General features: G+C 67.8%; 13 protein-coding genes. 11 read left to right on the top strand and 2 right to left on the bottom strand.

Features of this window, described 5'->3' with window-relative positions:
• Position 1: 1 nt before the first annotated feature.
• From ACEL92_RS25995 to ACEL92_RS25945, 11 genes are read left to right on the top strand one after another with little or no spacing between them, the layout of a single operon-like run.
• Complete coding sequence (locus ACEL92_RS25995) at positions 2-1,303, top strand: MCE family protein (RefSeq protein WP_374023429.1); 1,302 nt, start codon at positions 2-4, stop codon at positions 1,301-1,303.
• Entirely contained in the window at positions 1,300-2,340 is a 1,041-nt protein-coding gene (locus tag ACEL92_RS25990; RefSeq protein WP_374023428.1) for a virulence factor Mce family protein, read from the top strand. The genes ACEL92_RS25995 and ACEL92_RS25990 overlap by 4 nt, the downstream gene beginning before the upstream one ends.
• Positions 2,337-3,929 carry an MCE family protein gene (locus tag ACEL92_RS25985; RefSeq protein WP_374023427.1) on the top strand — a complete coding sequence of 531 codons (1,593 nt, stop codon included), beginning with the start codon at positions 2,337-2,339 and terminating at the stop codon, positions 3,927-3,929. Before ACEL92_RS25990 ends, ACEL92_RS25985 begins: the two co-directional genes overlap by 4 nt.
• A complete protein-coding gene (locus ACEL92_RS25980; protein WP_374023426.1) occupies positions 3,926-5,539 on the top strand; it encodes a virulence factor Mce family protein in 1,614 nt (537 codons plus the stop codon). Before ACEL92_RS25985 ends, ACEL92_RS25980 begins: the two co-directional genes overlap by 4 nt.
• 23 nt (positions 5,540-5,562) lie before the next feature.
• On the top strand, positions 5,563-6,726 hold the full coding sequence (locus ACEL92_RS25975) for a virulence factor Mce family protein (protein WP_374023425.1): 1,164 nt from the start codon (positions 5,563-5,565) through the stop codon (positions 6,724-6,726).
• Entirely contained in the window at positions 6,720-8,270 is a 1,551-nt protein-coding gene (locus ACEL92_RS25970; protein ID WP_374023424.1) for an MCE family protein, read from the top strand. The genes ACEL92_RS25975 and ACEL92_RS25970 overlap by 7 nt, the downstream gene beginning before the upstream one ends.
• Positions 8,240-9,055, top strand: a complete 816-nt coding sequence (locus ACEL92_RS25965; protein ID WP_374023423.1) for an Mce protein — start codon at positions 8,240-8,242, stop codon at positions 9,053-9,055. Before ACEL92_RS25970 ends, ACEL92_RS25965 begins: the two co-directional genes overlap by 31 nt.
• On the top strand, positions 9,052-10,020 hold the full coding sequence (locus tag ACEL92_RS25960; protein WP_374023422.1) for an RDD family protein: 969 nt from the start codon (positions 9,052-9,054) through the stop codon (positions 10,018-10,020). The genes ACEL92_RS25965 and ACEL92_RS25960 overlap by 4 nt, the downstream gene beginning before the upstream one ends.
• A complete protein-coding gene (locus ACEL92_RS25955; RefSeq protein ID WP_374023421.1) occupies positions 10,017-10,571 on the top strand; it encodes a mammalian cell entry protein in 555 nt (184 codons plus the stop codon). The genes ACEL92_RS25960 and ACEL92_RS25955 overlap by 4 nt, the downstream gene beginning before the upstream one ends.
• Complete coding sequence (locus ACEL92_RS25950) at positions 10,538-11,269, top strand: Mce protein (RefSeq protein ID WP_374023420.1); 732 nt, start codon at positions 10,538-10,540, stop codon at positions 11,267-11,269. The genes ACEL92_RS25955 and ACEL92_RS25950 overlap by 34 nt, the downstream gene beginning before the upstream one ends.
• 18 nt (positions 11,270-11,287) lie before the next feature.
• Positions 11,288-11,959 (top strand): YoaK family protein, encoded by a 672-nt coding sequence (locus ACEL92_RS25945; protein ID WP_374023419.1) that lies wholly within the window; start codon positions 11,288-11,290, stop codon positions 11,957-11,959.
• On the opposite strand, the gene ACEL92_RS25940 is transcribed toward ACEL92_RS25945, so the two are convergent.
• Entirely contained in the window at positions 11,956-13,065 is a 1,110-nt protein-coding gene (locus ACEL92_RS25940; protein WP_374026389.1) for a phosphodiester glycosidase family protein, read from the bottom strand. The two genes, ACEL92_RS25945 and ACEL92_RS25940, sit on opposite strands and share 4 nt — an antisense overlap.
• Before the next feature lie 79 nt (positions 13,066-13,144).
• On the bottom strand, positions 13,145-14,542 hold the full coding sequence (locus tag ACEL92_RS25935; protein ID WP_374023418.1) for a YhgE/Pip domain-containing protein: 1,398 nt from the start codon (positions 14,540-14,542) through the stop codon (positions 13,145-13,147).
• Positions 14,543-14,549 lie beyond the last annotated feature (7 nt).

Raw genomic sequence — 14,549 nt, 5'->3', positions numbered from 1 at the left:
CATGACGTCACCCGTGAAGGTCAACAAACCCCGCAACCCGCCGTACAAACTGGCGGGCGCCGCAGCGCTGATCATCGCCCTCGTGGCGCTGGTCCTTGTCTACGGACAGTTCCGGGGCGACTTCACCCCCAAGACCAAGCTCACGATGCTGGCCTCGCGGGCCGGGCTGGTGATGGATCCCGGCTCGAAGGTCACCTACAACGGGGTGGAGATCGGCCGCGTCGGAAGCATCTCGGAGACCGTGCGTGACGGCAAGCCGGCCGCGAAGTTCACCTTGGACGTCTACCCCAGGTACCTGTCGCTGATCCCGTCCAACGTCAACGCCGACATCAAGGCAACCACGGTGTTCGGCGGCAAGTACGTGTCGCTGACGACGCCGAAGAGCCCGTCGCCGCAGAAGCTCAACCCGCACACGGTGATCGACGCGCGGTCGGTGACGACGGAGATCAACACGCTGTTCCAGACCGTCACCTCGATCGCGGAGAAGGTGGATCCGGTCAAACTCAACCTGACGCTGAGCGCCGCCGCCCAGGCGCTGACCGGGCTGGGTGATCGATTCGGGCAGTCGGTGGTCAACGCCAACGCGATCCTCGATGACGTCAACCCGCAGATGCCGCAGGCGCGCCACGACATTCAGCAGCTGGCCGGGCTGGGCGACACCTACGCCAACGCCGCGCCCGACCTGATCGATTTCCTGAACAACGCGGTCATCACCTCGCGCACGATCAACGCGCAGCAGAAGGACCTAGACCAGGCCCTGTTGTCGGCGGCCGGCTTCGGCAACACCGGCGCCGACCTCTTCAACCGGGGCGGCCCGTACCTGGCGCGGGGTGCCGAGGACCTGGTGCCCTCGGCCCAGCTGCTGGACACCTACAGCCCGGAGATCTTCTGCACGCTGCGCAACTACCACGACGTCGAGCCCAAGGCCTCGTCGTTCCTCGGCGGCAACGGTTACTCGTTGAGCGCCCACACCGAGGCGCTGTCCGGGCTGGGACTGCTGGCCAACCCCGTATCGGCGGTGGCCACCCTCGCCAGCCTGGTCGGTGGGCTCGCCGGGCTCGTCGGCGGCGCGCCGAACCCGTACACCTACCCGGAGAACCTGCCGCGGATCAACGCGCGCGGCGGACCGGGGGGCGCACCCGGTTGCTGGCAGCCGATCACCCACGACCTGTGGCCCGCACCTGAATTGGTGATAGACAGCGGCAACAGCATCGCGCCGTACAACCACCTCGACACCGGCTCGCCGTACGCCATCGAGTACGTCTGGGGCCGCCAAGTAGGGGACAACACGATCAACCCATGAAAATCACCGGAACCATCGTCAGGCTCAGCATCTTCTCGTTGGTGCTGCTGGTCTTCACTGTGATGATCATCGTCGTATTCGGGCAGATGCGGTTCGACAGCACGAACTCGTACTCGGCCGAATTCACCAACGTCAGCGGGCTGCGGGCGGGCCAGTTCGTCCGCGCCTCGGGCGTGGAGATCGGCAAGGTCGACACGGTTGAGCTGGCCGACGGCGGCAAGCGGGCTCGGGTCAAGTTCAACGTCGACCGCTCGGTGCCGCTGTACCAGTCCACGACCGCGCAGATCCGCTACCTCGACCTCATCGGCAACCGGTACCTGGAGCTCAAGCGCGGCGAGGGTGAGGGCGCCGAGAAGGTGCTGCCGCCGGGTGGCTTCATCCCGATGTCGCGGACCTCGCCGGCGCTGGACCTCGACGCCCTGATCGGCGGGTTCAAACCGCTGTTCCGTGCACTGGATCCGCAGAAGGTGAACACCATCGCGACCGCGCTGATCACGGTGTTCCAGGGTCAGGGCGGCACCATCAACGACATCCTCGACCAGACCGCGCAGCTGACCAACCAGCTCGGCGAGCGCGACCAGGCGATCGGCGAGGTCATCAAGAACCTGAATATCGTCCTGGACACGACCGTCCGGCACCGGCAGCAGTTCGACCAGACGGTCAACAACCTCGAGGTGCTCATCACCGGACTGAAGGACCACGGCGACCAGCTGGCGGGCGGGACCGCGCACATCAGCAACGCCGCCGGGACGGTCGCCGATCTGCTGGCCGAGGACCGCGGGCTGCTGCACAAGACGCTCAATTACCTGGACGCGATCCAGCAGCCCCTCATCGACCAGCGCGATGGGCTCAACGACTACCTGAAGAAGGTGCCCCCCGCGTTGAACATGATCGGGCGCGCCATCGGCTCCTACGGCGACTTCGTGAACTTCTACGCCTGCGACATCACCCTCAAGATCAACGGGTTGCAGGCCGGCGGCCCGGTCCGCACGGTCCGGCTCTTCCAGCAGCCGACGGGTAGGTGCACCCCGCAATGAGGACACTGGAACCACCCAACCGGGTTCGCATCGGGCTGATGGGCATCATCGTGACGCTGCTCGTCATCGGCGTCGGCCAGAGCTTCACCAGCGTGCCGATGCTGATGGCCAAACCGCACTACTACGGCCAGTTCACCGACACCGGCGGCATCGGCGTCGGCGACAAGGTGCGCATCGCCGGCGTGGACGTCGGCAAGGTCGAGGCCATCAACATCGACGGCGACCACATCCTGGTCAAATTCAACATGGGCACCGCGACCATCGGCACCGAGAGCCGGCTGGCCATCAAGACCGACACCATCCTCGGGAAGAAGATCCTGGACGTCGAGGCCCGGGGGAACCAGAAACTGAGGCCCGGCGACTCGTTGCCGATCGGTCAAAGCACCACGCCGTATCAGATCTACGACGCGTTCTTCGATGTCACGAAGGCCGCCCAGGGCTGGAACATCGACACGGTCAAGGAATCGCTGCACGTGCTGTCGCAGACCATCGACCAGACCTACCCGCACCTGAGCGCGGCGCTGGACGGCGTCGCCAAGTTCTCCGACACCATCGGCAAGCGCGACGAGGAGGTCAAGCATCTGCTGGCCCAGGCCAACCAGGTGGCCAGCGTCCTCGGTGACCGCAGCGACCAGGTCGACCGCTTGCTGGTCAACGCGAAGAACCTGCTGGTCGCGTTCAACGAGCGCGGCCAGGCCATCAACGCGCTGCTGGCGAACGTCGCGGCCTTCTCCGAACAGGTCAAGGGCTTCATCAACGACAACCCGAACCTAAACCATGTGCTCGAACAGTTGCGCACGGTGAGCGACATCTTGAAGGAACGCAAGGACGACGTCGCCGCGGGGCTCACCGAGGTGGGCAAGTTCCTGCCGTCCCTGAACGAGGCGATCGCGTCGGGGCCGTTCTTCAAGGTGGTCCTGCACAACCTCGCGCTGTACCAGATCATTCAGCCGTGGGTGGACGCCGCCTTCAAGAAGCGCGGCATCGACCCGGAGAACTTCTGGCGTAGCGCCGGGCTGCCCGAATTCCGGTGGCCCGACCCGAACGGCACCCGGTTGCCCAACGGCGCGCCGCCGCCGGCGCCCCCGGTGCTGGAGGGCACTCCGGAGCACCCGCTGCCGGCCGTTCCGCCCGGATCGCCCTGCTCCTACACCCCGGCCAACCCGGGCGGCAACGTGACCATCGGCGACGAGGGTCTGCCGCGGCCGTGGAACCCGCTACCCTGCGCCGGCGGGGGGATCGGACCGTTCGGCGGGCCGGGCTTCCCGGCGCCGGTCGACGTGATGACCTCGCCGCCGAACCCCGGCGGTCTGCCGCCGACGCCGGGCATCCCGATCGCCGGGCGGCCGGGCGACCCGCCGCCGGACGTCCCGGGCACACCGGTGCCGCTGCCCACGCAGGCGCCGCCGGGCGCGCGCACCGAGAACCTGGCGCCGGCCGGGCCGACGCCGCCGCCGTCGACGTTCGCGCCGGGCTTCCCGCCGGGACCGGCGGCCCCACCCGGGCCGGGCAACCAGCTGCCGGCGCCCTTCATCAACCCGGGCGGAACGGGCGGCAGCGGCGCTGCCGGGGGAGGTAGCCAGAATTGAGCACCGCCTTTGACATCCGGAACATCCGGCTACCGAAGCTGACCCGGGCGACGGTGATCATCGGATCGCTGGTGATCGTGCTGGCCCTGGTCGTCGGGTTCGTCGGCTGGCGGCTCTACCAGAAGCTGACCAACAACACCGTGGTGGCCTACTTCCCGGCGGCCAACGCCCTCTACCCGGGTGACAAGGTGCAGATCATGGGGTTGCGGGTGGGCGCGATCGACAAGATCGAGCCGGCCGGCGACAAGATGAAGGTCACCTTCCACTACGAGAACAAGTACCGGGTTCCCGCCAACGCCAACGCCGTGATCCTCAATCCGACGCTGGTGGCGTCCCGGGCCATCCAGCTGGAGCCGCCCTACAAGGGCGGACCGGTGCTGGCCAACAACGCCGTGATCCCCGAGGAGCGCACGCAGGTCCCGGTGGAATGGGACCAGCTGCGCAACAGCATCACCAACATCATCTCCAAGCTGGGCCCCACGCCCGAACAGCCGACCGGCCCCTTCGGTGAGGTCATCGAGTCCTACGCCAATGGCCTGGCCGGCAAGGGCAAGGAGATCAACACGACGCTAAGCAACCTGTCGCGGGCGTTGACGGCGCTGAACGAGGGGCGCGGCGACTTCTTCGCGGTGGTGAAGAGCCTGGCGCTGTTCGTCAACGCGCTGCACAAAGACGACCAGCAGTTCGTCGCGCTGAACCAGAACCTGGCCGACTTCACCACCCGGCTCGCGCACAACGACACGGACCTGGCCAACGCGATCGAGCAGTTCGACAGCCTGCTATCCACCGTGCGCCCGTTCCTGGACAAGAACCGCGAGGTGCTGACCTACGACATCAACAACCTGGCCACGGTGACGAACACGATCCTGCAGCCGGACCCGCTGAACGGGCTGGAGACCGCGCTGCACGTCCTGCCGACCGCCGCGGCGAACATCAACCAGATCTATCACCCGTCGCACGGGTCGGTGGTCGCCATCCCGGCGATCACGAACTTCGCCAACCCGATGCAGTTCATCTGCAGCTCGATCCAGGCGGGCAGCCGGCTCGGGTATCAGGAGTCCGCCGAGCTGTGCGCGCAGTACCTGGCGCCGATCCTCGATGCGATCAAGTTCAACTACCTGCCGTTCGGTGTGAACCTGTTCAGCACGGCCGAGACCCTGCCCAAAGAGGTGGCCTATTCCGAGCCTCGGCTGCAGCCACCGAACGGATATAAGGACACCACCGTGCCCGGCATCTGGGTCCCGGACACCCCGACGTCGCACCGCAACACCCAGCCCGGCTGGATCGTCGCGCCCGGCATGCAGGGCCAACAGGTCGGGCCCATCACGGCAGGGCTGATGACCCCGGACTCGCTGTCCGAGCTCATGGGAGGCCCCAACATCGCGCCCGTCCAGTCCAACCTGCAGACGCCGCCGGGACCGCCCAACGCGTACGACGAGAACCCGATCGTGCCGCCCATCGGCCTGAACGCGCCGGTGCCCATCCAGCCGCCGCCACCCGGGCCGAACGTGGCCCCGGGTCCGGTCGCCCCGACACCGGCGCCGGTCGCGGCGCCCGCGCCCAACGCGGGTGGGCCCGCGGTTCCGGCTGACATCGGGGGTGGCCAGTGAGGAGCAAGCCGAACAGAGAACCAGTGAGGCGCACGCTTGGTGTGATCCGCCGCGGGTCCTGGCAGGCGCTGGTCCTGCTGGTGGCGGCGCTGGTGCTGAGTTCATGCGGCTGGCGCGGCATCTCCAACGTCGCGATCCCCGGCGGTCCCGGCAGCGGCTCGGGCGCCATGACGATCTACGTGCAGGTGCCGGACACGCTGGCGATCAACGGCAACAGCAAGGTGATGGTTGCCGACGTCTTCGTCGGGTCGATCAAAAAGATCGAGCTGAAGAACTGGATCGCCACCCTGACGCTGGGCGTCGACAAGAACACCAAGCTGCCCAAGAACGCGATCGCCAAGATCGGCCAGACCTCGCTGCTGGGTTCCCAGCACGTCGAGCTGGCCGCGCCGCCGAACCCGTCGCGGGAAATGCTGAAGAACGGCGACACCATCCCGCTGAAAAACTCGTCCTCGTATCCCACCACCGAGCAGACGCTGGCCAGCCTGTCGTTGATCCTGCGCGGTGGCGGCATCCCCAACCTGGAGGTGCTGCAGAACGAGGTCTACAACATCTTCAACGGCCGGGGCGAGGCGATCCGGTCCTTCCTCGGCAAGCTGGACACCTTCACCAGCCAGCTCAACGAGCAGCGCGACGACATCACCCACGCGATCGACTCGACCAACCGGCTGCTGACCTATGTCGGTGCCCGCGCCGACGTCCTCGACCGGGTGCTCACCGACATCCCGCCGCTGATCAAGCATTTCGCGGACACCAAGAACCTGCTGATCAACGCCGTCGACGCGGTGGGCCGGCTGAGCCAGGCCGCCGACCAGTATCTGTCAGAAGCCCGCGGGCCGCTGCACACCGACCTGCAGGCGCTGCAGTGCCCGTTGAAGGAGCTGGGGCGCGCCTCGCCGTATCTGGTCGGCGCGCTGAAGTTGATCCTCACCCAGCCGTTCGACATCGACACCGTGCCGAAGATCTTCCGGGGTGACTACCTCAACATCTCGCTGACGCTCGACGTGACGTACAGCTCCGTCGACAACGCGTTCCTCACCGGTACCGGATTGTCCGGCGCCCTGCGCGCGCTCGAGCAGTCGTTCGGGCGTGACCCCGAGACGATGATTCCCGACGTGCGCTACACGCCGAACCCGAACGACGCGCCCGGCGGCCCACTGGTGGAAAGGGGGGACAGGAATTGCTGACTCCTTTCATCAGACGCCAGCTGATCGCGTTCGGAATCCTGACGGTCATCTCGCTGCTCGTGCTCGGGGTGTACTACCTGCAGCTCCCCAGCCTGGCCGGCATCGGTCGCTACACGCTCAAGGCCGAGCTGCCCGCCTCGGGCGGCCTGTACCCGACGGCGAACGTGACGTATCGCGGCATCACCATCGGCAAGGTCACCGACGTCGAGCCGACCGAGCGCGGCGCCGAAGCGACGATGAGCATCGACAGCCGCTACAAGATCCCGATCGACGCGACGGCCAACGTGCACTCGGTGTCAGCCGTCGGTGAGCAGTACCTGGACCTGGAATCGACCGGCAATCCGGGCAAGTTCCTGTCGGAGGGCCAGACGATCACGAAGGGCACGGTGCCCGCCGAAATCGGGCCCGCGCTGGACACGGCCAACCGCGGGCTGGCCGTGCTGCCCAAGGACAAGATCGGCCAATTGCTCGACGAGACGGCGCAGTCCGTCGGCGGCCTGGGTCCCGCCCTGCAGCGGCTGGTGGACTCCACCCAGGCGATCGTCGGTGATTTCAAGACGAACATCACCGACGTCAACGACATCATCCAGAACTCGGGCCCGGTGCTGGACAGCCAGGTCAAGTCGGGCGACGCCATCGAACGCTGGGCGCGCAACCTGAACCGGCTGGGCGCGCAGTCCGCCCGGGAGGACGCGCACCTGCGAAGCGTGCTGCGCCAGGCGGCGCCGACTGCCGATCAGGTCAACGACGTGTTCAACGACGTGCGGGAGTCGCTGCCGCAGACGCTGGCGAACCTCGAGGTGGTGTTCGACCTGCTCAAGCGCTACCACACCGGCGTCGAGCAGGTCCTGGTGTTCCTGCCCCAGGGCGCGTCGATCGCCCAGACGGTGGCCGCGCCGTTCCCCAACATGGCGGCGCTGGACCTGGCGTTGTCGATCAACCAGCCGCCGCCCTGCCTGACCGGCTTCATCCCGGCATCGGAATGGCGGTCCCCGGCTGACACCAGCATGCAGCCGCTGCCGACGGGCACCTACTGCAAGATCCCGATGGACACCCCGGCCAACAGCGTGCGCGGGTCGCGCAACATCCCGTGCACGGACGTCGAGGGCAAGCGGGCGGCCACACCCCGCGAGTGCCGCGACCCGAAGCCGTACGTGCCCGCGGGTACCAACCCCTGGTACGGCGACCCCAACCAGATCGTGACCTGCCCCGCGCCGGCGGCGCGCTGCGACCAGCCGGTGAAGCCCGGACAGGTGATCCCGGCGCCGTCGATCGACACCGGGCTGAACCCGGCGCCCTCGGACCGGGTGCCTGGGACGCCCCCGCCGACCAGCGACCCGTTGTCGCGGCCGGGGTCGGGTACCGTGCAGTGCAACGGCCAGCAGCCCAACCCGTGTGTCTACACGCCCAGCGGGCCTCCGGTGGCGACCTACAGTCCCCAAAGCGGTGAACTGGTAGGGCCGGATGGAGTTAAATACTCCGTCGAGAACTCGGCCAGAACAGGAGACGACGGATGGAAGGAGATGCTGGCACCAGCCGGCTGAACCCCCCACCGATGCCGAAGTTTCGTCGCCTGCGCGGACGGCGTCCGAAGAACCAGGACCCGGCGGCCGCCGTCGACCCGATCGACGCCGACGCGGCGCCCGACGATTCCGCCGCACCCGACGATGTTGCCGAGCCGACGGCTGCCGGCGTGACCGCCGAGGAGCCGGCGGAGACCGAGGACGCGACGGCGCAAACCGAGGACGCGACCGAACAGGGCGCCCCCGACACCGCGGCCGACGAGCCGTCGCGGCCCGCCGCAGAACCCGGCCAGGCCGTCGGCCGCCGGCCGTCGCGGATGGGTCGCGGCTGGCTGGCCGGCATCGCGGCCGCGCTCGTGCTGTGCGCCGCCGGCCTCGGTGCCGGCGGTTACCTCGCGTTGCGCTACCACCACGAAAGCCAGGCGATAGCCCGCAACAACGCCGCCGCGCTCAAGGCCGCCGTCGACTGCGTCTCGGCGACCCAGGCCCCCGACACCAACGCGATGGCGGCCAGTGAACAGAAGATCATCGACTGCGGCACAGACGCTTTCCGCTCGCAGGCCCTGCTCTACACCAGCATGCTCGTGCAGGCGTACCAGGCCGCCAACGTCCACGTCCAGGTGTCCGATATGCGGGCGGCCGTCGAGCGCAACAACCCCGACGGCTCGGTGGAGGTGCTCGTCGCGGTCCGCGTCAAGGTCGCCAACGATCAGACGCAGAACGAAACCGGCTACCGGCTGCGGGTGAAAATGGCCCACTCCGAAGGCCAATACAAGATAGCCAAGCTCGACCAGGTGACGAAGTGACGGTGGTGGTCGACAAGCCACCGGCCACGGCCGTCCAGCACCGCCCGCGGACTGCCTTGGCGCCCTGGCACATTCGGGCCGGTGCGCTCGCGGTCGACGTCCTGCCGGGTGCCGCGGTGGTGGCCACGATGGCGGTCACCTGGTTCACCGTTGCGCCGGGCGGCGTGTGGTGGTGGTTGTGCATTGCGGTCATCGGAGTCGTCATACTGCTGGTCCTGGTGAACCGGCTGCTGCTGCCGACCGTCATCGGCTGGAGCCTCGGGCGGGCGCTGTTCGGCATCGCGGTGGCGCGGCGCGACGGCGAGCCCATCGGGCCGTGGGGCCTGCTGCTTCGCGATGTGGCGCACCTGCTCGACACCGTCTCGGTGGTGGGATGGCTTTGGCCGCTGTGGGATTCGGGCCGCCGCACCTTCGCCGACATGCTGCTGCGCACCGAAGTGCGCCGCCCCGACGCCGACGAGCCGGCGTTCAACGCGCGGCGGTGGACGACGGCCCTGGTGGCCGGTGCGGCGGGGCTGTGCATCGCCGGTGCGGCGATGAGCTACGCGGCGGTGTTCGCCCCGGACCGGGCCACCGACCGGACGCGGGCACAGCTGGACACGCAGGGGCCGAAGATCGTCGCGCAGATGCTGACCTACGACCCGAAATCGTTGCACGACGACTTCGCCCGCGCCCTGTCGTTGGCCTCCGACAAGTACCGGACCCAGCTGGCGGCGCAGCAGGACATGGTGCAGAAGGGCAACCCGGTTATCAACGAGTACTGGGTGACCGACCACGCGATCCAGTCGGCGGCCCCCGACCGGGCGACGATGCTGCTGTTCATGCAGGGCCGCCGCGGCGCGGCGCCCGACGAACGCTACATCTCCGCCACCGTTCGGGTGGCTTTTGTCAAAGGCGGCGGCGGTTGGCTTGTCGACGACCTCACGGTGCTGACCAAACCCAAACCGCCGGGCGCCGGAAAATGAGCCCGCGCCGCAAGTTTCGGCCCGGCGAGGGGCCACTGCTGGTTCCCCACCCGCTGCCGCCGGGGCGGCCGTGGGGCCTGCCGCTGGCCAGCGCCGTCGCCGCGGTGTTCATGGCGGCCGCGATCACGGTGTGCAGCCTGATGCTCGTCGACCATGAATCCCGCGAGCGCGCCGCCTCGAAGAATCGCGAGGTGCTCAGCTACGTCACCGGCTTCATGACGCAGTTCACCTCCATCGATCCGTTCCACGCCAACGACTACGTGACGCGGGTGCTGGCCCAGGCGACCGGCGACTTCGCCAAGGAATACCGCGACAAGGCGAACGAGATCTTGCTGCAGGTGGCCCGCGCCGAACCGGCCACCGGCACCGTACTGGACGCGGGAGTGGAGCGATGGAACGACGACGGCAGCGTCACCACCATCGTGGCCACCGCCGTGAGTGCCAAATCGCCCGACGGTAAACAAATCTGGGAAAACGCCAACCGGTGGACGGCGACCGCCACGCAGGAAGGAAAGCAGTGGAAGATCAGCAACCTGCAGCAGGTGATCTGACCGCCGAAGGCAGCGCCGCCGCTTCGGACGACGCGGCGACCGAAGAGCGCGACCAGGCCGACAGCACCGACGAAACAGCCTCGGCCGCAGAGGAATCGCCCGCCATCGATGACGCCGAGGCCGCCGAGGGCGACGCCGAGGCTGCCGGGGGCCAACCCGCCGCACGCCGGCGGCGCAAGATGCTGGCCGGTAAGCGGCTGGCCATCACCGTCGCCGTGGCCGCCGCGTTGTTCGTCGGTTCCGCGGCATTCGCCGGCGCGACCGTGCAGCCGTACCTGAGCGACCGGGCTGCCGCGGCAACGAAACTCAAGGTGGCGCGGACCGCGGCCAACGCGATCACCACGCTGTGGACCTACACACCGGAGAACATGGACACCCTCGCCGACCGCGCGTCGGGGTACCTCAGCGGTGATTTCGAGGCGCAGTACCGCAAGTTCGTCGACGCCATCGTGGCGCCCAACAAGCAGGCCAAGATCACCAACCACACCGATGTCACTGGCGCGGCGGTCGAATCGATCGACGACGCCAACGCCGTCGTCATCGTGTACACCAACACGACGTCGACCAGCCCGTTGACCAAGAATGTGCCGTCGCTGAAGTACCTGTCCTACCGGTTGTTCCTCAAGCGCGCGCAGAGCCGCTGGCTGGTGACCAGGATGACGACCATCACGTCGCTGGATTTGACGCCGCACGTCTAGCGCGGTCTGCTACGACCCATGGCCGTTACTTCGCCGGTGTCGGAGCGATCGACCGTCGCGGCGCTGTTGCTGCTGACCTTCGCCACCGGCCTGGCGGACTCGATCAGCATCCTGGTGCTCGGCCACGTGTTCGTCGCCAACATGACGGGAAACGTGATTTTCCTGGGCTTTTGGCTGGCACCCAGGACGAGCATCGACCTGACCGCGGTCGTGGTGGCCCTGCCCACGTTCGTGTGCACCACGGTCCTCAGCGGCCGGATATCGCGGCACTTCGCCGACCGGACGCGGCAGTGGATCACCACCGTATTGGCAACGGAGATCACCCTTCTGGTGGTCCTGGCGATCCTGGCGGGTGCCGGAATCCTGCAGTACCACAACAACACCAAGCTGATCGTGATCGGTGCCCTGGCGGTCACGTTCGGCCTGCAGCACTCGAGCGCCCGCCAGTTCGGCATCCAGGAGCTGTCCACCACGGTGCTGACGTCGACGATCGTCAGCCTCGGTCTGGACAGTCGCCTGGCCGGAGGCTCCGGCGCGCGTCAGACGTTGCGTCTCAGCGTCGTGCTGACCATGTGCGCCGGCGCGTTCCTGGGGGCGTCGATGTCGCGGTTCGTCGTCGCACCCGTGTTCGCGGTCACGGCGGCGGTGGTGGCGGCCAGCCTGCTGATCTTCCGCTTCGGGCCGAGCTAGTTGAAGGCCAGCCAGCTGGGCAGTGCTCGTTCGTGGGAATCGCACAGCACCTGCCGGGTGTCGCACGACCCGCGCGGCGAGCCCGCGCCGGCCCACATGCCGCCGGTGTCGCGGCGCAGCACGATGGCCGACGACCCGCCCCCGTCGAGCAGAATCGCGTTGTCGCTGCCCAGCCCGCGGAACAGGTCCTGCATGTTGTCCGGGGTGTAGCTGCCGCCCTCGAAGATGTACATCTCGTCTTTCTGCCGCGCGTACGCCAATGCCGTTCGCGCGGCGCTGGGCCCGCCGTCGTGCAGCTGCCCGGTGTTGCCGGGCGCGAGCAGCCCGATCCCGGATACCGCGACGAACCGCTCGTTCTTGTTGAGCAGGTCTTGGACTACCGGGGTGGCGGAGTCGTAGTCGCTCTTGCTTCTGGGCCACACCACATAGGGCGCGCCGCCCGACGGCAGGATCATCGTCGTCAGGGCGCTCCAGCTTTCACCGCCGCCCGAGAGGCCCTGCTTGCCGGGGTAGGCCACGGTCCCGGTGACGGCCTGGTTGGCGCGGCCCTGGCCGTTGGTGTTGTCCACGAAGGCGCCCAGCGGCGAGCTGCACCCGGTCTGTCGCCACGAGCCGGCCTTCTGCGGGCGCACGTCGAAGAAGTTGGCGTTGATCGCGATCGTGGGCTGGCCCATCCGCTGCCACGCCTGCAGCGGCGCATAGAGTTCCGAGGCCTGCCAGAGTCCCTCACCGGTGCGGGCGCCGGGGTTGTTCTCGCAGCGGGCCTGGTCGCCCTGGTGCGTGTCTACCAGCAGGTGGGGTGAGAGCCGACCCGCGGCGTTCTTGATGATCATCAGATGGCCGCCGTTGTTCATCTCGTACCAACTGCCGCCGGCGTTGAGCATCGGTGCGGGATGGCCGGGACCGAAGTTGTAGACCAGATAGGAGCCCTTGGTGGTGTTGATGGCGTTGGCCAGCAGGTCGCGGCCGTCGGCGGCGTGCGCGACCGGTTGGCCGGTGGTGCACGCGAGGGCGACAGCGGCGACGATGGCCGTGCAGCCGGCCACCAGCCGGCGCAAGCTGGCGCCTCGGGTCAGCACGATCGCCCTTTCCACCCGAATCTGAATGCAACAGAAACATCATCAGTCACATCCGTCACACTGTCAATCTAGATAACGGGTGGGTGACGCTCCGGCGGCGGTCGAATTACGTTTGCTCGCTTGGGCTTTCGCTTGAGGGCTCAGGCTCGGTGGCGGCTACCGTCCGGTCGTGCTTGCCCTGGCGCGCCGTGTGCTGGGCCTGATGTTCCTGGGCGATCGCCATCTCGACGGCGCCCGGAACGCGGTGGAATCCCTTGCGGTCGTACAGGTGCGTGACGATGCCACCGAGCAACAGTCCGATGACGAGGCCGATCGTCGTCATGAGCAGCGCCTGCGAGATCCCGGTGTCCGACTGCCCCTTGAAATACAGCAGCGACCGGGTGCCCAGGAAGACCTGGTGCATGGGCTCGAATTCGGCCAGCCAGCGGAAGAACGTCGGCGTCGCCTCCAGCGGCACGGTGGCGCCGGCCGAGGGCAACCCGAGGATCACGAAGATCAACATGCTGACCAGCAGGCCGCCGGTGCCCAGCACGGAGAGCAACGAACTGGAGGTGATGCCCACCGCGGCGATCGCGAACACCCCGAACGCCCAGAGTTGCCAGCCGAGGTCGATGGGCATGCCGAGCCCGTGCGCGATCGCGAGATAGACCGCGGACGTGAGCAGGCCCAGCAGCACCATGATCGCCCACTTGAGCAACAGCGTCTGAAATCGCGAAATCCTGACCTGCTCGGCGAAGCGGTACACCGGGCCGAATTCGGCTGGTACGTAACCGAGCAACGCGTCGACCAGGGTGCTGACCACGATGCTGCCGGTGAACCCCGCGAGCAGCAGCAAGAGCGCGTAGTAGAAGGCCGACAACCCGTTGCCGGTGCCGTTGGGCAGCGGGTTGTACACGGTCGACTCGATCTCTATCGGGGTGGAAAGGCCCTCTTCGGCGGCCCCGGCCAGCGGTGCGCCACCGGTCTGCGCATTGACCTGGGCGAGGAGTCGTTCTCCCACTTCACCATTCGCCTCGCCCATGGCCATGTTGAGCGTCTGGGCGGCGATGCTGGAGCCGAGGGTGCCGGCCCGGGGATTCGTCGAGATCGTGATCACCGGCCGTTCCGCGGGGCCGGGCACCACCGCGCTGGCGGCCAGATCGCGCAGCTTCGACGAGAAGCTGGGCGGTATCAGCACCGAGCCGTACACGTGTCCGGTGTTCAACTCGCGTTTTGCGGTGTCGCGACCGAGGACGCGGACATCGAACTTGTTCTTGTCCAGGCCGTTGACCAAGCGGCCGGTGAGTTCCGCGCCGGCCGGCCCGGCGTCCTCGTTCACCACGGCGATGGGGAAGTGCCGCAGGTTGGTCATCGGGTTCAAGATGCCGCCGAGGTAGAGCGCGCACAACGCCGACATCAGCGCCAGCGTGATGACGAGCGGCGCCGCCCAGAACCGCACGGTCCGCACCGCCTTGATGTTCCGGTCGGGGTTGGGCGCCGCGTGCTGCGGTCGCGATTGAGACATGCCGGCT

It is taken from the genome of Mycobacterium hainanense (assembly GCF_041890355.1).
GTDB lineage: Bacteria > Actinomycetota > Actinomycetes > Mycobacteriales > Mycobacteriaceae > Mycobacterium > Mycobacterium hainanense.
The sequence above is the reverse complement of the archived record's forward strand: the minus strand, read 5'-3'. Positions and strand labels throughout refer to the sequence as shown.